This window comes from uncultured Psychroserpens sp., assembly GCF_947492715.1.
Lineage (GTDB): Bacteria > Bacteroidota > Bacteroidia > Flavobacteriales > Flavobacteriaceae > Psychroserpens.
On the sequence record NZ_CANLNS010000005.1, the window covers coordinates 171692 to 191168 of the forward strand.

A 19477-nucleotide genomic window follows, 5' to 3' on the forward strand; every position below is an offset into this window, starting at 1 on the left:
TTTGCATACACTTAATCGATTTTTTGTTTATGTTTGTATCTTGTAAGTATACATTTACAACGTTATTGAAATTGTAATCATATTGCAACTAAATATTTGGCCCCAAGCCTATGAAACAAAAATACCTATTTACAGCAGTTAATTCTGCAACGTTATGTTCTTTTCTTTCCAAATCTGTTAAACAGATAATTTCAGGATAGTTCAATTCGTAAACGTAATACCTAAATTGGTAATACACTTTCATAATATTTTTTCAATATCAAATTAATCCAAAATACTTTTCATAATAGAAAGTATCCTCCCTCAATGTGTTATTGCTAAACTTTGTTTAGTAGTTAATACGACATATGAACATTTAATTTAATTAACACAAAAGTAAGGGAGATTTTGCTTAACCAAATGATGCGACACATCATTAAAAACTATTATTATGAAAGCTATTAAGAATTTTGGAAGACCTACTATTGCAAAATTATGTATTCTGATTATTGTCTTTTTGTTCAATACTATTGCTGTATTTGGACAAGAAGTAGGACAACAAGTGTATGAGGCTCCAGAAGCATCTACTGTTGTTGCAACATCTCCGGGAAATGTAAGTACACAATTACAATTATGGATGAAGGCAGATGCCTCAACCAGTACGACAACAAACAATCAACGTGTAGATACTTGGGGTGACAACTCAGGAAACACATTTAGTGTAACCAAAGGTTCTACTTACGGTCCTAGGTATATTACAGATGCTATTAATTTTAATCCTGCACTTAAGTTTACAAGAAGTGGAGGAGAATATATGAAAATTGCCAACGCTTCGGTTTTAGGTTCAGGTTTGGATATTACGCCTTCGCCTGATGCCGGAATTACAAACCCTTCGAGCATGTCAATTTTTGCTGCATTTTTAACAGATCAAAGTGGTGCAGGAACAATTCTATCTAGAGCTACTAGTAGCAGTAGAAGTTATCAACTTTGGTTAGGAGATAGAGATCGTGTAGTACATTATACTTTGGCTAGGACTTCGGGTACTGGGCAAGGTGATCCAAATAGTGGAATTAACTACGGAATTACCCATGCCAGAAACGATCCAAAGATTTCGTCATTAGTTGTTGACATCAATGGAGCTTCATTAGCAAATGATCCCAATGAAGCAACTGGAAAAATAAAAAGATTTGTAAATGGTTATCAAGATCCATTAACTACTTATACAGATGGAGATGCTGGTTTTGGTACTGGTGAAACGACCAACATGGATGTTCTTATTGGAGCAAGAAGAAATACAAGTAATACTAATGTTGGTAATTTACTACAAGGAAATGTTGCCGAAATTATTGTTTACGATAGGGCATTAACAGCGGCAGAGCGACAAAAAGTTGAAACCTATATGGCTATTAAGTATGGTATTACTTTAGGTTATAATGATGAGTATTACAGATGGGAAAACTCACCTAACCACACGACTACTTTTGGGTATTCTGGAACAAGTAATGATTATGTGCTTTCTAATGGATCGTACGCTTGGACAGGATCTGATAATACAGGATTTGGTTATAATGTTTTCGGTATCGCAAGAGATGATAACTCTGGATTATTACAATTAAAATCTAAAAGTGTTCACGTTGCAGAAATTACTAAGGAAACTTCAGTGTTAACAATGGAAGACGAATCAGGTTCTATTGCTAACGATAGAGATTATTTATTAGTTGGAAATAATGGCGTTGAGGTTAAATTACAATCTTCTGTTGTACCAGAACGTGTAAGCAGTACAATTGGAAGAACATGGGTTGCAAGAGAAAGTTCTAATGATGTTGGAACTGTAAAATTGGATTTTGATTTGAGTCAGTGGAGTATTTCTGGTAGTTCAGATTTAGAATTAATTATTTCAAAAAGTAGTGATTTAACTAACTATAAAAATATTACAGGGACCTATAACTCTTCAACAAAAACGGTGACGTTTACAGGATTAAATTTAGAGGATGGAGATTATTTTACCTTAGCTAAATTAGTTGAGATGAATGACTCTTACCATTTCAACTTTGATGGATCTTCTAACTATGTTGATTTAGGAGATAATTACGATTTAAATGCTGGAGGCTTTACTGTCTCTGCATGGATTAATAGAACAAGTGGAACCAGCAGATCAATTGTTTCTAAAAGAAATAATAACAACTCTCGCGGATTTGATTTAAGAATTAATGGTAGTAATAGACTGCAATTAACATGGAAAACGGCCGACTACACATCTCAATCTATAACTTCAACGGTAGCAATTCCAACAGGTGAATGGCATCATGTAGCTGTGACTTTCAACGGTTCTAAAGCAACTCTATATTTAGATGGTGTTGCTAATATATCTGCAACAAAAACAGCACCTGGAACATCAACATCACCTTTTTTAATTGGAGCTTCTGGAGATACACCTGGAAGATTTTTTAATGGTGACATTGATGAGGTTAGAATTTGGGATATAGAATTATCGCAAGACCAATTGCGCTATATCATGAATCAAGAGATAGAAGAGACAAGTAATTTGGTAAGTGGTTCATATTTTAAAACGAAAAATATAACACCTACAAAGAACGATATTTCTACATTACCATGGAATAACTTAAAAGGCTATTTTCCGTTTTCGCACTTGAGAGGAAATTGCTTATTTAATAAGTCTAATCAAACTAGTATAAATGGAAGATTGTACAATGTACCTAATAGTTCTATTGATACACAAACGGCACCATTACCTTATAAGTCAACGCAAAATGGAAGTTGGGAGTCAAACTCATCATGGGTTAATGGTTCTGTACAAACGATACCAGGAGCAAAATCAATTTCTCATGCGTCAATTTCTATAGATTGGAATATTGTAGAGACATCACATAATCTAACTATGAATAATAGTTCTATTACGTCAAAAAACAGATCGTTATTAGGTTTGATTGTTAATTCAAATAAGATTACAGTAGAAGGAAATAATACATCTAAAACGGGATATGGTTTAACCGTAACACACTATTTGAGATTAAATGGTGATATAGATTTAGAAGGAGAATCTCAGTTAATTCAATCAGATGATAGTGATTTAGAAATTTCAAGTTCTGGGTCATTGGAAAAAGATCAACAAGGTACAAGAGATATGTTTACCTATAACTATTGGTCATCACCAGTAGGTGTATCAAGCACATCAGCTAATAATACAAACTATTCATTAAGTAGTGTATTTAGAGATGGAACAAGTTCTTCATCTCCTCAAAATATAAATTTTATTACAAACTCATATGATGGTACTTCTGGTTCGCCAATTGGTATTGCAGATTACTGGGTTTGGAAATTTGCTAATCAGCCAGATGATGATTATTCGGCATGGCAGCATGTAAGAAGCACAGGAACATTAAAAGCTGGAGAAGGCTTTACAATGAAGGGTGTTGCAAATACATCTGGAAATGTATCTCAAGAACAAAACTATGTTGTAAACGGAAAGCCTAATAATGGTGACATTACATTACCTATTACTGCTGGAAATGATTACCTCGTAGGAAACCCATATGCTTCTGCTATAGATTCTCACCAATTTATTCAGGATAATGCGCCTACGATTGAAGGTGCTGGTAATACAACTGGTACCATTTATTACTGGGAACATTGGGGTGGAGGATCTCATGTTCTATCTGAATATCAAGGAGGATATGCAACCTACAATTTGGCCGGAGCTGTTCCAGCTGCAGCCTATGGTGTGGCAGATGAAGATGTAGATCAAAGTGATTTAGTGGGTAACAAACTACCTGGACGATATATTCCGGTTGGTCAAGGATTCTTTGTTATTGGAGAAAATACAGGAACAATTAGATTTAATAATGGTCAAAGAGTATTTATGACCGAAGCTACTAGTGCTTCTACATTTATGCGTAATGCTGGGGCTGCTAATAGTTCCGAAGATGACGAAACCGAACTGCCAGAAGTTGAGGCAGATTTAAGAATGAAAATTGGCTTGAAGTTTAATTCGTCAAGCACTTATACGAGAAAAATCTTAGTGACTGCAGATGAAAATGCATCAATGGAATATGACTGGGGGTACGATGCCGAGTTGTATGACAGTCAGGCCGATGATATGTATTGGCTAATTGATGAAGGGAAATATGTAATTCAAGGAATTAATACAATTTCGGTTGAAACAGTACTTCCGCTCGGAATGCATGTTAATGAAACTGGATCTAATGTTATTTCAATTGATAAATTAGAAAATATACCAGATGATATGGATATCTTTTTAAACGATAAAGAACTCGGTATTTATCACAATTTAAAAGAAGGTGAATACAATGTGAGTTTATCTTCGGGTATTCATTTAAGCCGATTTGAAATTGTATTTAGTAATCAAGATTCTCTTGGTGTAGAAAATAGTGATATTGAAGAGTCAATTTTACAAGTCTTATTTGACGGTGAAGCTGAAGCTATTACAATACTAAACCCTAAAAATCTTGCAATTGATAATATAGAAATATTTACTATTCTTGGTCAGTCTGTTTATAATTCAGATGATCTTACAACCGAGAGTGAAATTAAAATAGAAACAAGTACGTTAAGCGCTGGCGCTTATATTGTAAAAGTTGAAACCGAAACAGGAGGGTTCTCAACAAAAATTGTAGTTAATTAGTTAGTTTTTTAATTTTTATGTCAACTTAAAGGCTGCCAAATTTGGTAGCCTTTTTGGTTTGTATTAGTGTTATTCTAAATACAGCAGTAAAATAATAGGTTTTTATGGTTGTTTTCACTGGTAATCAGTGGTTTGTGAAGCTGTTGTAATGAAGTATTTAATCGGTAATTTTTGCAATTTTCATCATTATAACGAGTAAATAATTCATCTAAACGAGAATATAATAACAACTCATTTTGCGCTTTTATATTTGAAGTGTTATTGAAATTGTGTGTATAACATACAATTAAATATTTGGCCCCAAGCCTATGAAATAAAATACCTATTTGACTTTCATAATATTTCTTCAATTACAAATTAATCTAAAATACTTTTCGTAATAGCGAAGTATTCTCCCTCAATGTGCAAATACTAAATGGTATTTAAAGCACAGCATTTAATAAATAAAAAAGAGAATTTAACTAAGCAAATGATGTAAAACATCATTAAAAATTTAACTATTATGAAAACAATTACAAATTTTCAGATTTCAAAAACAGCAAGCGTATCAACTTTACTTTTTTGTATCGCTTTAATGTGTTCAAATTTTGTATTTGCCAATACACCTAATGATCCAGATTTAAGAAAAAAGATTGGATTGAAATTAAACTCTGCAGGTTCTTATGAAAGAGAGATTTTAGTTGTGGAAGATGAGAATGCTACAGAAGGCTATGACTCAGATTTTGATATGTCAATTGATAATGTACAATCTGATGACATGTATTGGTTAATAGGAAATGGAAAATATATCAATCAAGGAATTGATAGTATTAATGAAGAGACTGTAATGCCTATTGGTATTAACACAAATACGAGTGGAGTTAACATGATTTCCATTCATAAATTAGAAAATATTCCTAACGCTATGAAAATTTTTGTTCATGATGTTGAATTAGGTGTTTTTCATAGTATCAAAGATGGACCATACGAAGTTGAACTTCCAGCTGGTTTATATTTAAATCGTTTCGAAATTGTATTTATGCAACCAGAGACTTTAGGAACGACAGATTTTGAAGCAAATAAAGCATTAGATATATTATTTGACACGAATTCAGATCAAATCAAAATATTAAATAATTCAAATTTAAAAATAGATACTGTTGAAGTATATTCAATTCTAGGTCAGTCTGTACATAGATCAAATGCTTCAAATACTTATAGTGAGTTAAACATTAATACAAATACAATGAGTACAGGTGCTTATGTTGTAATTGTAAAAGCCGAAAACGGTATTAACTCAAAAAAGATTTTAGTTAATTAGTTAGTTTTTTTATTTTATGTCAACAAAAAGACTGTCCAATGGATGGTCTTTTTGCATTATAAAAAACCAATAAGGTATCAGTTTTGTATTCTACCATTTGGAAATACTACGATACTTTCAAAACCATCTTTGCCAACAGCAGATACGCCAAAATAATAATTGTCGATAACAATACCTTTGAGTGTAAATTCGGTAACATTTCCAACATATCTACTGTGATCCCAAGTTGGAGATGTAGTATCTCTCCAATATATTTTATAACCTTTGGCGCCATCAACGGAATTCCATTTTAGTTTTGCAGAAGGCTCTACAATTCCACCTATTTCTACAACTGTTGGTGCCTGGGGAGCCCAAGCCAAGCTGGCCATATTAATAGCATTTACTGCCGTAAGTTTTTTAGCATAACCAAAATTGACATGCTCAAAGGTGTCACCATAAGCAATGCCATTTTCAGTCCGAATATTTTGATGTTGCTGTGTGTAATTTTCGTGAGCCTCCATAATTCTAATTCCAGGAAAACCTAAATCATTAAAAGGTCTATGATGACCACCTCTACCAAACCTATCCAATCGATATACCATTATTGGATTCATTTCTGGCATATAGGTTTTTACACTGTTATGAACATATCTAGCTAATTGACGAGAGGTTCCATCTACTTCACCACCAAAAAAACGACGACCTCTAGCTTGGCGTGCAAGTACTTCGGGATCTTTTTCTGCAGTAGTTATAGGTTCAGAGAAAATTCTGAATGATCTATTATCAATAACACCATCAACACCTTCAATGTTTCCAATCATGTCGTTATTCAAAACTCCTATAATGTCCCAACCTTGTTCTTTAGCATATTTGGCTAGTCCTGCACCACCAAAGAGACCTTGTTCTTCTCCAGATAAGCCAACATAAACAACGCTGCTTTCAAATTTGTATTTAGAGAGTACCCTTGCGGCTTCTATGGCTCCAGCCATGCCAGAAGCGTTATCATTAGCACCAGGAGCATCTGTAGTGAAATCCATAGTATTACTCGCTCTAGAGTCAATATCACCACTCATAATAATATAACGATTTGGATATTTTGTGCCTTTTTGAACGGCAACTACATTAACTACCCAAGCATCATGGGGAACACGTCGATTACCTTCTTTGGTAACAAAATCCTTTTGATAAAACACATCAAGGCAATTGTTACAATTCTTAGAAATGGTTTCAAATTCCTTTTTAATCCATCTTCTTGCGGCTCCAATACCCAGAGTATTACTAAGCGTATCGCTAAATGTGTTTCTGGTACCAAATTCGGTTAAGGTTTTAACATCTTGTCTTAAGCGATCTTCAGAAACTGCATCTATAATATCGTAAATCTGTTGACTGGTTTGAGCATTGGATAGGCTAACAGTAAATAATAACATTACTGAAAGACATAATTTTAGTGAATACTGTTGTGTCATAGCTATGTGTATTGGTAAGCTTTATTACTCTTTAGTCGCTTTTTTGTAATTAAATTTCACAATGTCTACTTCGCCCTTTTCATTTTTAATATCAACAAAAACATTCATTTCGTTAGCGCTCACTTTTTCAAAGGACATCCCTTCAAAAATGACTTGGGTTGGGGTAATTTTTATTAGCGGAAAATCAACGGTTTCATTTTTGGTTTCCCAGCCTTTTAGGTCGTTATCAAAATGTTTAAGTTGAAGTACAAGCGAATTTTCAATTTCTCGAATAATTTCAATTTCATAAAAAGACACTCTACCGTCGTTAATAAGTTTGAAGGTGGCCATCATTGAACCACCCGATGGTTCGCTCCAATTTTCTTCGACCTGACCTCCAAAAGCCTCGCCTTTCCAATTCCCCGATATCCATTTGATATTCTCAAGTTTAGGAGCTAAGGAATCTTTTGTTTCTGTGGTTGCAGTCTGAGCTGTAACGCAGAAACTCATGCCAAAAAGAAGTATAAATAAGTATTTCATTATTGTATTTTTATAGGGTTGTTTATGATGATAACGTTTGTAACCTACAACCCATGGACATTTTTTTTGTTAATCTACTTAAAATTAGATCTATTGTATGAATGTTACCTTAGTTATCTTTCCATTTTCAACTTCATAAATAGCTACAGCATTAAAAATTTGACCATTTGCTGTAACCTGCTCTTCATCTATAACTTTATTCCCAATAACAATACGTTTCTTTATAAATGCTCTCAAATCTTTAACACGATCAAACCAGTCTTTATAACTTTTACGCATAGCATCTTTCCCTTCAGTTTGAAGCGTATTAGGGTAAGCGTATAATTTTACATCGTCTGCGTAATCTTTCATAAAGGCGTCAATATCACGTGCATTGTATGCCTCCAGGTTTCTTTGTACAATAGCCTCTACTTTAGATGGCTCTGTTGTGCTTTCAGAGTTAGATTCTTCAGATTCGCTTGTTTCAGTTTTTGTATCGTCTGTTGTAGTTTCAGTACTACCAGATGTTGCGTTAATATCTCCTGCAATTAACAGCTTTGTCCCTTCTGGATTGGTTGCCAACCGCGTTATTTTCGAAATACTGTTAGCTTCTAAATTAGCCACTTTCTTCCAGTTATTATCTTTTCGTAAGGTGAGTTTGTATAATACATTGTCTTTTCCAGAGAGTATTGTTTTGTCGTCTAACCAGCAAATATCTTCTACGCCTTCCATAGTGTTAGCGATGACCTTAGTCGCTCCAGTTTTTGGATTCAGAGATTTTATTTGCCACTGATTTTCATTTTCTTTGGAAATAAAACTTACCAAATTTGAATTAGGAATTTTATGAAATGAGCGTCCAACCTTGCTTTGATACTTTCTACTTGTGCCTTCTTCCAGATTGGTTACAAACAAATTTAGATTGTCACCTTCAATAACGGCAGCCACAGTTGTGTTTTCGTCATACCAAGTATAATAAGCCACAACCAGATCTTGTATAAGCTCATTAGATTCTCCATTGCTCATATTATAGGCATAAAGACGTTGTTTGCCATCTTTGTCTAAACGAACAGCAGACACTTCATTTCTATTAGGGATTTTTAGTGGTGTATATTCGCCACCATCACTAAAATTTAACCACGATTTTGAATCGTAACGCATGTCGTATTTCGAAATATCTGTTTGACCATTTCTGGTAGAAGCAAACAAAATATAGCGATCGTTTAAAAATGAAGGTTGATTATCGTAACCTTCATTATTAGAAATATTTATACCATTTTTTACTTGTATTTGCGAACCGTTAGCTTCCAAATCGAAGAGAAAAACCTCGGTATTGGATTGAGAATTACCAACATAAATTGTTGCGAATAATGCGAGTAGTGTAAACTTCAATTTCATAAGAGATGATTTATGATAAAGATATAAAAGTTTTAATACGCATTTTGTAAAAATTTGCTCAATTGAAATTTATTACTACATTTGTAGTATTAAAACTATAATTGTGGATATAAAACAGCTAAATAAATCTGAATTGCAAATCATGAAATATTTATGGATTCTAAAAAAAGGGTTTATGAAAGATATTGTTGAACAGTTTCCAGAGCCAAGACCTGCTTACACTACAATTTCAACACTTTTGAAACGAATGTGTGATAAAGACTATATAAGTTTTGAGCGACTAGGAAGAGATAAACAGTACTATCCTATTTTAAAAAAGAACGACTATTTTTCTAAGCAAGTTAACGGGATGATTAGACATTTTTTTAATGACTCTAAGTCGCAATTTGCGTCGTTTTTTACTAAAAATGCAGATTTGTCGGTAGAAGAATTAGAAGAACTTCAAGAATTGCTTCGACATAAAATTAACCAAAAAAACAGTAAATGATTAATTACATGTTTTATACCTTGGTAAGTTTGGGATGTTCGTTTTTGGTATATTCCTGCTTTCTGAAACGTCAAAAGACATTTCAGTTTAATCGAGTATTTCTTTTAGCAACATTAGTACTTTGTATGGCGTCGCCGCTTATGAAAGTTGAGTTATTTGATGCCGTACCTAGTATCACACAAATATCATTACACACAGACCAAGACATCCCAGTTGTTCATGAAAACTTGGAAGGTGTTACGGTTTTAGAAGTTGAAAAACCCAGTTATTCAATGACTACAGCAGTTTGGTATGCCTACATTTTAATATCCTTATGTTTTTCTTTCAGGTTTGTTAAGAATTTAATTGACATTCTTAAACGTTCTAAACACCATTATGATAGTTTTGGTCCTTTTAAATTGATTGAGACCGACACAAAAAATGCTTCGAGCTTTTTTAACTATCTATTTGTCAATTCTGAAAGTTTAAATGATGAGCACTATGTAAGATCAATGATACAACATGAGCTTGTGCATTATAAACAGGGGCATACTATTGATGTTTTGCTCATGGAAGCCTTGCTATGCCTATTTTGGTTTAATCCTTTAATCTGGTTATACAGAAGGGCAGTGGTACAAAATCATGAATTTATTGCAGATAATTACACCATAAAATCAGGAATAGACCTTGAAGATTATGCTCATCTCATTATTAATTCGGGTCGCATGGAACACCGCGTTCCATTAACTAGCGGATTCAATTTCATTCAAATCAAAAACAGAATTATTATGTTACATCAATCAAAATCATCAATTTTAAAACGAACATTAACTACCACAACAGCTTTACTTTTATTTTCAGGAATATTTATGCTGAGCTCTTTCAAAGATTCAAAAAAACCACTAGTTGTTATTGTAGATGCCGCCCACGGAGGAGTAGATTCGGGGCATTTAAATGAAAAAGACATTGTATTGAAAATATCAAATGAATTAATGAAATTTAGTGACAACACCGTTAAACTAATTACGTTAAGGTCTGAAGACAAGTTTTTCTCTTTAAATGAAAGAGTGAAATTCATTAATGCTCAAAATCCAGATCTTATGATTAGCTTACATTGTAATTCGGCACCAGATGCTGCCGCAAAGGGATTAGAAGTGTTTTATTATGATAATGAAAAGACCAATAAGGAATCCTTAAAATATGGAATGTCGTTAATTAATCAGCAACTTCCTAAGAATTTTGATAATGCAAAAATGAAAACTGCAGGTTTCAAAATATTAAAGGATATTAAATGTCCAGGAGTTTTACTAGAATTGGGGTTTTTATCTAATCCTGAAGATAAAGCCAAATTGAATAACCATCAATTTCAGCAAGAGATAGCCAAAGCATTATATGAAGGTTTGGCTAAAGCGAGTAAGATAAAATTATGATTTTCCTTATCATATGTTAGTTAAAAAAGCCAATTCAATTTGAATTGGCTTTTTTTTAGAGAAATCACTGTAGTTGGAAGGACTTGAGCTTTAAAAGAATGCTTCTCAGGTCATAATTAGGACAAAGATATTTTATAATACAGTAGAACATGTTACAAATAAAAAAGCCAATCCCACTAGTGGATTGACTTTCCATGTTTAGAAAATTTGAATTAGTCTAAATCTTAAAAACAAACTTTGCCTCATTGAGGCAACTCAACTAAATAAAAAATCTTTAAAAGCAGTACTTGTTTTCTGCTTTAACTTTTTCAGCAATTTCATTGCGAAGATCTACTATATCTGGGTAGTTTTGGTACTTCGTAAAACGTTTAAGTCCCATTAACATCATGCGCTGTTCATCACCTTCTGCAAAAGAAATAATACTTTCTTTTCCTTTTCCTTCAACAATACTTACAGCATTGTATAAATATAATTTTGACATGGCGATTTGAACCTTTTGGGCTTCTTCTCCAAAGCGTTTTGCATTTTTCTCAGTTCTTAAAACTGTAGATTCTGCCATGTAAATTTCAATTAAGATGTCGGCAGCTGCAATAAGCAATTGTTGATGCTCTTCTAGGTCTGGTCCAAATTTTTGAACAGCTGCACCAGCCACCATTAAAAAGACTTTCTTAAGTTTGGCAATCATTGCCTTCTCCTCAGAAAATAATTCGGTATAATCAGGTGTGTCGAAAGACGGAATACCCATAAGTTCTTCTTGTACCTTCATTGCAGGACCTAATAGATCAACATGACCACGCATTGCTTTCTTTACTAACATTCCAACCGACAGCATACGGTTAATTTCGTTAGTACCTTCATAAATACGAGCAATACGAGCATCTCTCCAAGCTGCTTCCATAGGTGTTTCTTCAGAGAATCCCATTCCGCCAAAAATTTGAATACCTTCATCTGCACAATTCTGTACGTCTTCTGAAACAGCCACCTTTAAGATAGAACATTCAATAGCATATTCTTCAACACCTTTAAGTTCTGCTTCTTGATGAGTGTTTCCAGAGGCTTCACGAATAGCGATACGATCTTCTATGTTTTTTGCAGCTCTGTATGTTGCAGATTCTCCAGCATAAGCACTAGTTGCCATTTGAGCTAGTTTTGTTTTAATAGCTCCAAAATCTGAAATAGGTGTTTTAAACTGTTTACGCTCATTAGCGTATTGAACGCCTAAAGACATGATACGTCTTTGTGAATCTAAACACGCAGCAGCAAGTTTAATTCGACCTACATTTAAAGCATTCATTGCAATTTTAAAGCCGTTACCTCTTTCAGATAACATGTTTTCTACAGGAACAACGGTATCGTTAAAGAATACTTGACGTGTAGAACTCGCACGAATACCTAATTTATGCTCTTCTTCACCAAGCGTAATACCATTTGAGGGATCATTTTCAACAATAAATCCAGTAATATTTTTGTCATTTTCAATACGAGCAAAAACGATAAATATTTTGCAGAAGCCTGCATTAGATATCCACATTTTTTGCCCATTAATTTTATAGGTTTTGCCATCGGCAGAAAGCTCCGCTGTAGTTTTACCAGAATTGGCATCAGATCCTGCACCAGGCTCTGTTAAACAGTATGCGCCAAACCATTCGCCAGTAGCTAATTTTGGTACATATTTTTGTTTTTGCTCTTCGGTTCCGTATAGTGTAATTGGCATTGTTCCAATTCCAGTATGAGCACCAAATGCTGTACTAAAAGAACCTGTACCACTTGATATATAATCACAGGTTAAACATGTAGATACAAAACCCATTCCTAATCCGCCATAGGCTTCAGGAACTGCTACACCCAAGAAACCAAGCTCTCCGGCTTTACGCATACATTCTTCGGTAAGCGCATAATCTTTAGCTTCGAAGCGCGCTTTATGAGGAATGATCTCACGGTCGTTAAATTCCATAACCGCTTCCTTCATCATTTTTTGTTCTTCTGAAAAATCTTCAGGAGTAAATACGTCTTCGCATTTCGTTTCTTTTACTAAGAATTGCCCACCTCTTAAGATATCTTTTTCTGTTGTTTCCATTGCTATATTTTGTTCTTTGTTAGTTTAAAAATTCGAATATTCCACAGGCACCTTGACCAGTTCCAACGCACATTGTAACGGCTCCATATTTACCTTTCATATCACGTTTCCGCATTTCGTCAAATAACTGTACAGACAATTTTGCTCCAGTACATCCTAAGGGATGACCTAAGGCAATGGCACCACCATTAACGTTAATAATGTCGGGGTTTAAATCGAGCTCTCTAATCACTGCTAGGGATTGCGATGCAAACGCTTCATTAAGCTCTATTAATTCTAAATCAGATTGTTTTAGGCCTGCTTGCTTTAATGCTTTTGGAATTGCTTTTACAGGACCAATTCCCATAATACGAGGTTCAACACCAGCCGCCGCATAGTTAACCAAACGTGCGATAGGCTCAATGTTTAATTCTTTAACCATATCCTCACTCATTACCATTACGAAAGCTGCACCATCACTCATTTGGGATGAATTTCCAGCGGTAACACTTCCGCCTTGAGCGAATACAGCGCGCAACTTAGCTAAGGCTTCTTTGTTTGTTCCTTTTCTTGGACCTTCATCTTTGGTTACTGTATAAGACCTGGTCGCTTTTTTACCATTATCATCGATATAAGTTTGGTCTACTGTGATAGGAACAATTTGATCCTGAAAACGATTTTCGGCTTGCGCTCTGAGTGCTTTCATATGGGAATTATAGGCAAACTCGTCTTGATCTTCTCTTGATACATTAAACTGGTTGGCAACAGCTTCGGCAGTATTTCCCATACCCCAATAATACTCTTCATGTCCAGCTTTTACTGTATCATAATTTAGTTCTGGTTTAAATCCGGTCATTGGCACAGAACTCATGCTTTCAGAACCACCTGCAATGATGCAATCTGCCATTCCTGCTTGAATTTTTGCGGTAGCAATACCGATGGTTTCAATTCCAGATGAACAAAAGCGATTTACGGTTACTCCAGGAACATCAACACTATTTAATCCTATCAAAGAAATAAATCGAGCCATGTTTAGGCCTTGAGATCCTTCAGGCATTGCATTTCCAACGATAACATCATCAATTCTTGAGACGTCAAGGTTTGGTAATTCTTTCATCATATGCTGAATGGTTTCAGCTCCTAATTCATCGGCTCTTTTAAATCTAAACACCCCTTTTGGTGCTTTGCCAACTGCAGTTCTATATGCTTTAACTATATATGCTTGTTTCATTGTTTTAGTTTCTTAAAGGTTTTCCAGTTTTTAACATGTGCTGAATACGTTCTAAAGTTTTGCGTTCAGTACATAACGATAAGAAGGCTTCACGTTCGAGGTCTAATAAGTATTGTTCACTTACTAAAGTGGGCTCTGATAAATCACCTCCAGCCATTACATAGGCCAATTTATTGGCAATTTTTTGGTCGTGCTCACTAATGTAATGACTCGCTTCCATAGCATCTGTACCTACCAAAAACATACCCAGTGCTTGTTTACCAAGTATTTTTATGTCTTTTCGTTTAACAGGTTGTGTATAGCCAGCATCCGCCAATAGTTTTGCATGTGCTTTTGCAGTAGCGATTTGCCTGTCTTTATTGACAACAACGATATCTTTACCTTTTTGAAGAACACCTAAATCGAAGGCTTCATAGGCAGATGTAGCTACTTTTGCCATACCAATAGTTAAGAAATATTCCTGTAACACATTTAGTTCTACATCTCCTTTTCTAAATGTATCTTGAGCCCTTAAAGCCATTTCTTTAGAGCCTCCACCACCTGGAATCACACCAACGCCAAACTCAACCAACCCAATGTAAGTTTCAGCTGCTGCAACTACTTTATCTGCGTGCATAGATAATTCGCATCCGCCACCTAATGTCATACCATGAGGGGCAGAAATTGTTGGAATCGAAGAGTAACGCATACGCATCATTGTGTCTTGGAAATATTTTATGGCCATGTTCAGCTCATCATATTCTTGCTCGGCAGCCATCATAAAAATCATTCCAATATTGGCACCTACAGAGAAGTTAGCGCCTTGGTTTCCAACCACTAATCCTGAAAAATCTTTTTCGGCTAAGTCGATTGCTTTATTTAATCCAGCAAGAACATCTCCACCAATAGTGTTCATTTTAGATTGAAATTCTACATTAAGAATGCCATCTCCTAAATCTTCAACAACAACACCTGAATTTTTAAACACTTCGTTGGATTTTCTGATGTTATCTAGAATGATAAAACTGTCTTGACCAGGAATTTTTTCTTGAGACTTTTTAGGAATATCGTACGCATAGGTTGCGCCATCTTTTACAGTATAAAAAGAAGAACTTCCCGAAGCTATCATGTCATTAACCCACGTATTAGGTTCTAAGCCTTCTGCTTTCATCATTTCAATTCCGTTTTCTACACCAATGGCATCCCAAATTTGAAAAGGTCCATGTTCCCAACCAAACCCAGCTTTCATAGCATCATCAATCTTGTCTAGGTCGTCTGTGATTTCAGGGATACGATTAGATACATAAGCAAATAAGGCTGCAAAACTCTTACGGTAAAATGCACCAGCTTTATCTTTTCCGTTTACTAAAACTTTAAAACGATCCACAACTTTATCAATGGTTTTGGTAAGCTCTAAAGTTGCAAATTTGGCACGTTGTTTTTGTCTATAATCAAGAGTGTTAAGATCTAAGGAAAGAATTTCTTTTTTGCCTTCGTTCGAAACTGTTTTTTTATAAAACCCTTGTCCAGTTTTACTTCCTAGCCATTTGTTTTCCATCATTGTATTGATGAAATCTGGTAGTTGAAATAGCGCATGACGCTCATCGTTTGGACAATTTTCTCTAATACCGTTAGCAACATGAACTAAGGTATCTAACCCAACGACATCAACAGTTCGAAAAGTTGCCGACTTTGGACGTCCTATAACAGGTCCAGATAACTTGTCTACTTCTTCAATAGTTAAATCTAAATCCTTAACAGCATGAAACAAGCTCATAATACTAAAAATACCTATTCTATTTCCTATAAAGGCAGGTGTGTCTTTAGCAATTACAGAAGTTTTTCCAAGAAATTGTTCGCCATAACCATTTAAAAAGTCTAAAACAGAAGAGTCTGTTTTTGGGCCTGGTATGATTTCAAATAATTTCAGGTATCTAGCAGGATTAAAAAAATGCGTACCACAGAAATGTTTCTGGAAGTCGTCACTTCTTCCTTCACTCATAAATTTTATAGGAATACCAGATGTGTTTGATGTTATCAAAGTACCTGGAGTTCTATGCTGTTCTAGTTTTTCAAAGACTTGTTGTTTAATGTCTAGGCGTTCAACAACAACTTCCATAATCCAATCTACATCTTTTACTTTTGAAATATCATCTTCAAGGTTTCCTGTCGTGATTCGATTTTTAAAAGAAGGATGATAGAGTGGGGCAGGTTTCGATTTTATAGAGGCTGTTAATGCATCATTAACTAGTCTATTTCTAACAGCTTTGTCTTCTAAGGTTAAACCTTTGGACTTTTCCTTATCATTTAATTCTCTCGGAATGATGTCTAATAATAAAACATCAACACCAATATTAGCAAAGTGACAAGCGATACCGCTTCCCATAATACCTGATCCAATAATGGCAATCTTTTTAATTCTACGTTTACTCATCTTATTTTAAAATGTGTTCTTTTTGGTTGTATATCTGTTTATTTGAAATCATATTATTAATGACTTCAGCTACTTTGTAGAAATTTGCTAACTCTTCTTCAGAAACGTTATCTCTTATGGTTTCGTTGAATGTGAGTACTTTTTCTCTAGAATACGCTCTTTTTTCTCGTCCAAATTCGGTTAAGTGAATAAGCACACCTCTACCATCTTCAGGATTTGGTTTTCTAGTAATTAATCCCTTTTCTTCCATGGTTTTGAGCGTACGTGATAAACTTGTTGCCTCCATTCCCATTTTTGGGCCAAGAGATGTAGAAGGTGTTCCGTTTTCAGGATCTATACTTAGGAGGGCAAAGCCTGTAGCCATTGTTGTACCAAATTGAGATGCTTCTTCGTTATACATCTTATTGACAGCTAACCAAGTGGTTCTAAGTACATAGTCAATAGTTTTATCCTTCATAATTTGAATTTTGGAATCCAAATATACTAAAAAATACTATGCATGCATAATAAATTATTTAAATTTTATGATTTTAAAATTAAAAAAGCGTCTCATAAGAAACGCTTTAAAAAATATGTGTGTATTTGTAGGGCTAACTTGTTTTTCCGTTGATTAAACCAACGACAGCACCAACTACTGCAGCCATAATTATAGAGATTAACAACTCTAAACCATATCTTTGATAGTCTATTTCAATTTGGTTCGCCATATTGAAGAGTACAGTAATTAGCCCCATAAAAAGGCCAATAATGGCACCAGCTTTGGCACCTGTCATCAATGTTGTAATTTGAGCCCATTTGTTAAAAATGTAGGAGATAAAAAATCCAAACACTAAACAGCCTAGCGTAATAAAGAGCATGGCATTGGTGCCTTCTTGAGGTTGTGGGAATGTGTCGGCAAAAATAATCCCGTAAAATAACCAGCCGAGTAACCAGTCAACCACACCTCCTATGAGACCTGCGAGTACAAAACTTTTTGTTTTCATAAAAAAATAATATTAGTTAGCGCGTCAAAGATATTATAATTTCATCAAATGGATGTTAAAATTACGAATATCGTAAGTTTTATGTTAAAAAATAAAGTATAATACTCTTATTGTTGCGATTTAATAAAGTGAGCTTAAATATTAATATCAAGTATTTCTTTACGTGATTTGACGCCTAGTTTTGAATAAATTTTACTTGCATGTGATTTGACAGTGCTTAATCCAATGCTTAATTCATCTGAAATTTCTTTATTAGACTTTCCATCTTTTAGAAGAGTAAATATTTTACGTTCCTGAACACTTAGAGATTTTAATTGGTTGTTGTTTTTTTTACGGTTTTTATTAAAAAAATAATTGATAATAAAGCCTAGCATAAAGAAGAGAATACCAATCCCTATAAACCAAAATGTTGCTGTGTTTTCTTCTTTCGGAAATTTAACTCTTAATTCTTTAAAATAGGTAGAATTATCGTTCTCCCATTTCCTTAAATAGTTCTTATAAAATGATTGATTTTCTAGAAAAGTAGATTCGAATTTACTGTGATTAAGAGCGTAAAGGGATACGATTGGATGTGAAGATGTATCGGCAATATGTCTTAATTGCTGGTTTAAAGTTTTGTTTACAAATTCCTTTTTTATAGATCCGTATTTGCTATTGTCATGATCTCCTTGATAAATAAGATGTGTTATTATTTTAAGGTCTTTATTCGGGCTATATCCTGTAATGCTATATGGGCTAAATAGACTATCGTTGGCCGTATTGCTTATGCTGATATTCGAATGTTGATTGGCTATAAAAAAAATATGATTCTCTTCTTTGCCACCAATAATTAATGAGGCCGCTGGCGCTTCCTTTTTTGATAAATGAATGCGGTAAAGATTATCTGCACTAGGCAGGGCTTTTGATGAAAAATGAAAATACCCGTTGCTGTCGATTTTTGTTTCTGCAATAATCATTTCGTTAGACATGGTATACATGTCTTTAAATGTGGGTATATGTGATAGGTAAACCACAGGTTCCCAAATGGAATCTAACTGTAGTTTACCTTTTATGGACTGTACGTTTTTTGATGTAGATTGTGAATAGCAATTGAAACTGGCTAATGCAAAAATCAACTGCAAAACAACAAGTCTTTTGAAATATTTAAGTCTATTGTCTTTTTGCATTTGGTTAGATTAGATTAGTGTTACATCATAGATGTACAGATGGACACATCTCCGGCGACATTATTAGGAATGAGTTTAATTACCCAATTTCCTTGTATCGGATCGTCAATATGTTTTTGCATTTGACCACAAACCAATTCTTTTTTCTTATTGCTAGATTTAACCTGACTTTCAATAGAAAAATTACCTTTTTTGTTGCCTTTTGGGTCGTAAACTTCAACGGTTAAGTACCCAGATTTTATGGTACTATTAATACTGACATATAACTTTTTTGCTGAGTCGGCTACTTCTACCTTTATTTCTTCGGTATCAGAACTGCCATCAAATTGTATGCTTCTGTTAAGAGTAATGGCGTCGCAATGTTTTTGATTATTTTGCTGAGCCTGGATAGATAATGATAATAACAAGAATAAACATGTTACTAGTTTAATTGATTTTTTCATGATTGATAA

General features: G+C 34.3%; 14 protein-coding genes. 4 read left to right on the forward strand and 10 right to left on the reverse strand.

Annotation, left to right across the window (positions count from 1 at the left end):
• The first annotated feature begins 430 nt into the window (after positions 1–430).
• Both Q0787_RS13325 and Q0787_RS13330 read left to right on the forward strand, forming a co-directional pair.
• Positions 431–4642, forward strand: a complete 4212-nt coding sequence (locus tag Q0787_RS13325; protein WP_298903311.1) for a LamG-like jellyroll fold domain-containing protein — start codon at positions 431–433, stop codon at positions 4640–4642.
• A 502-nt stretch (positions 4643–5144) separates the two neighbouring features.
• The gene (locus Q0787_RS13330) at positions 5145–5942 is read left to right on the forward strand and encodes a T9SS type A sorting domain-containing protein (RefSeq protein ID WP_298903313.1); all 798 of its coding nucleotides are present in this window, start codon (positions 5145–5147) and stop codon (positions 5940–5942) included.
• Positions 5943–6019: 77 nt separating this feature from the next.
• Here the strand turns inward: Q0787_RS13330 and Q0787_RS13335 are convergent, their stop codons facing one another.
• The 3 genes from Q0787_RS13335 to Q0787_RS13345 form a co-directional block, all read right to left on the reverse strand.
• Positions 6020–7387, reverse strand: coding sequence for a M28 family metallopeptidase (locus Q0787_RS13335; RefSeq protein WP_298903314.1), 1368 nt, complete (start codon positions 7385–7387; stop codon positions 6020–6022).
• Between the two features lie 24 nt (positions 7388–7411).
• Positions 7412–7906 (reverse strand): DUF6265 family protein, encoded by a 495-nt coding sequence (locus Q0787_RS13340; protein WP_298903316.1) that lies wholly within the window; start codon positions 7904–7906, stop codon positions 7412–7414.
• A 90-nt stretch (positions 7907–7996) separates the two neighbouring features.
• Complete coding sequence (locus tag Q0787_RS13345; RefSeq protein ID WP_298903317.1) at positions 7997–9280, reverse strand: nuclear transport factor 2 family protein; 1284 nt, start codon at positions 9278–9280, stop codon at positions 7997–7999.
• A 103-nt stretch (positions 9281–9383) separates the two neighbouring features.
• Here Q0787_RS13345 and Q0787_RS13350 point away from each other — a divergent pair, with 103 nt between their 5' ends.
• Both Q0787_RS13350 and Q0787_RS13355 read left to right on the forward strand, forming a co-directional pair.
• Positions 9384–9767 carry a BlaI/MecI/CopY family transcriptional regulator gene (locus Q0787_RS13350; RefSeq protein WP_298903318.1) on the forward strand — a complete coding sequence of 128 codons (384 nt, stop codon included), beginning with the start codon at positions 9384–9386 and terminating at the stop codon, positions 9765–9767.
• Positions 9764–11176, forward strand: coding sequence for a M56/M15 family metallopeptidase (locus tag Q0787_RS13355; RefSeq protein ID WP_298903319.1), 1413 nt, complete (start codon positions 9764–9766; stop codon positions 11174–11176). Before Q0787_RS13350 ends, Q0787_RS13355 begins: the two co-directional genes overlap by 4 nt.
• A gap of 274 nt (positions 11177–11450) precedes the next feature.
• On the opposite strand, the gene Q0787_RS13360 is transcribed toward Q0787_RS13355, so the two are convergent.
• The 7 genes from Q0787_RS13360 to Q0787_RS13390 all read right to left on the reverse strand — a co-directional run bounded on the left by Q0787_RS13360 (position 11451) and on the right by Q0787_RS13390 (position 19468).
• The gene (locus tag Q0787_RS13360) at positions 11451–13253 is read right to left on the reverse strand and encodes an acyl-CoA dehydrogenase family protein (protein WP_298903320.1); all 1803 of its coding nucleotides are present in this window, start codon (positions 13251–13253) and stop codon (positions 11451–11453) included.
• Positions 13254–13272: 19 nt separating this feature from the next.
• Complete coding sequence (locus Q0787_RS13365) at positions 13273–14463, reverse strand: acetyl-CoA C-acyltransferase (RefSeq protein WP_298903321.1); 1191 nt, start codon at positions 14461–14463, stop codon at positions 13273–13275.
• Between the two features lie 4 nt (positions 14464–14467).
• The gene (locus Q0787_RS13370; RefSeq protein ID WP_298903322.1) at positions 14468–16876 is read right to left on the reverse strand and encodes a 3-hydroxyacyl-CoA dehydrogenase/enoyl-CoA hydratase family protein; all 2409 of its coding nucleotides are present in this window, start codon (positions 16874–16876) and stop codon (positions 14468–14470) included.
• Between the two features lies 1 nt (position 16877).
• Entirely contained in the window at positions 16878–17333 is a 456-nt protein-coding gene (locus Q0787_RS13375) for a MarR family transcriptional regulator (RefSeq protein WP_298903323.1), read from the reverse strand.
• A gap of 133 nt (positions 17334–17466) precedes the next feature.
• Positions 17467–17859 carry a hypothetical protein gene (locus tag Q0787_RS13380; protein ID WP_298903324.1) on the reverse strand — a complete coding sequence of 131 codons (393 nt, stop codon included), beginning with the start codon at positions 17857–17859 and terminating at the stop codon, positions 17467–17469.
• A gap of 134 nt (positions 17860–17993) precedes the next feature.
• Positions 17994–19025: a helix-turn-helix transcriptional regulator gene (locus Q0787_RS13385; RefSeq protein ID WP_298903325.1), complete on the reverse strand. Its 1032-nt coding sequence runs from the start codon at positions 19023–19025 to the stop codon at positions 17994–17996.
• 20 nt (positions 19026–19045) lie between these two features.
• Complete coding sequence (locus Q0787_RS13390; protein ID WP_298903327.1) at positions 19046–19468, reverse strand: hypothetical protein; 423 nt, start codon at positions 19466–19468, stop codon at positions 19046–19048.
• Positions 19469–19477: the final 9 nt, after the last annotated feature.

Excerpts from the sequence above, each read along its gene's own strand:
- Q0787_RS13375 (WP_298903323.1), bottom strand. The coding sequence starts at position 17,333 with ATGAAGGATAAAACTATTGACTATGTACTTAGAACCACTTGGTTAGCT.
- Q0787_RS13360 (WP_298903320.1), bottom strand. The coding sequence starts at position 13,253 with ATGGAAACAACAGAAAAAGATATCTTAAGAGGTGGGCAATTCTTAGTA.
- Q0787_RS13335 (WP_298903314.1), bottom strand. The coding sequence starts at position 7,387 with ATGACACAACAGTATTCACTAAAATTATGTCTTTCAGTAATGTTATTA.
- Q0787_RS13345 (WP_298903317.1), bottom strand. The coding sequence starts at position 9,280 with ATGAAATTGAAGTTTACACTACTCGCATTATTCGCAACAATTTATGTT.
- Q0787_RS13325 (WP_298903311.1), top strand. The coding sequence starts at position 431 with ATGAAAGCTATTAAGAATTTTGGAAGACCTACTATTGCAAAATTATGT.
- Q0787_RS13380 (WP_298903324.1), bottom strand. The coding sequence starts at position 17,859 with ATGAAAACAAAAAGTTTTGTACTCGCAGGTCTCATAGGAGGTGTGGTT.
- Q0787_RS13390 (WP_298903327.1), bottom strand. The coding sequence starts at position 19,468 with ATGAAAAAATCAATTAAACTAGTAACATGTTTATTCTTGTTATTATCA.
- Q0787_RS13330 (WP_298903313.1), top strand. The coding sequence starts at position 5,145 with ATGAAAACAATTACAAATTTTCAGATTTCAAAAACAGCAAGCGTATCA.
- Q0787_RS13370 (WP_298903322.1), bottom strand. The coding sequence starts at position 16,876 with ATGAGTAAACGTAGAATTAAAAAGATTGCCATTATTGGATCAGGTATT.
- Q0787_RS13355 (WP_298903319.1), top strand. The coding sequence starts at position 9,764 with ATGATTAATTACATGTTTTATACCTTGGTAAGTTTGGGATGTTCGTTT.
- Q0787_RS13340 (WP_298903316.1), bottom strand. The coding sequence starts at position 7,906 with ATGAAATACTTATTTATACTTCTTTTTGGCATGAGTTTCTGCGTTACA.
- Q0787_RS13365 (WP_298903321.1), bottom strand. The coding sequence starts at position 14,463 with ATGAAACAAGCATATATAGTTAAAGCATATAGAACTGCAGTTGGCAAA.
- Q0787_RS13385 (WP_298903325.1), bottom strand. The coding sequence starts at position 19,025 with ATGCAAAAAGACAATAGACTTAAATATTTCAAAAGACTTGTTGTTTTG.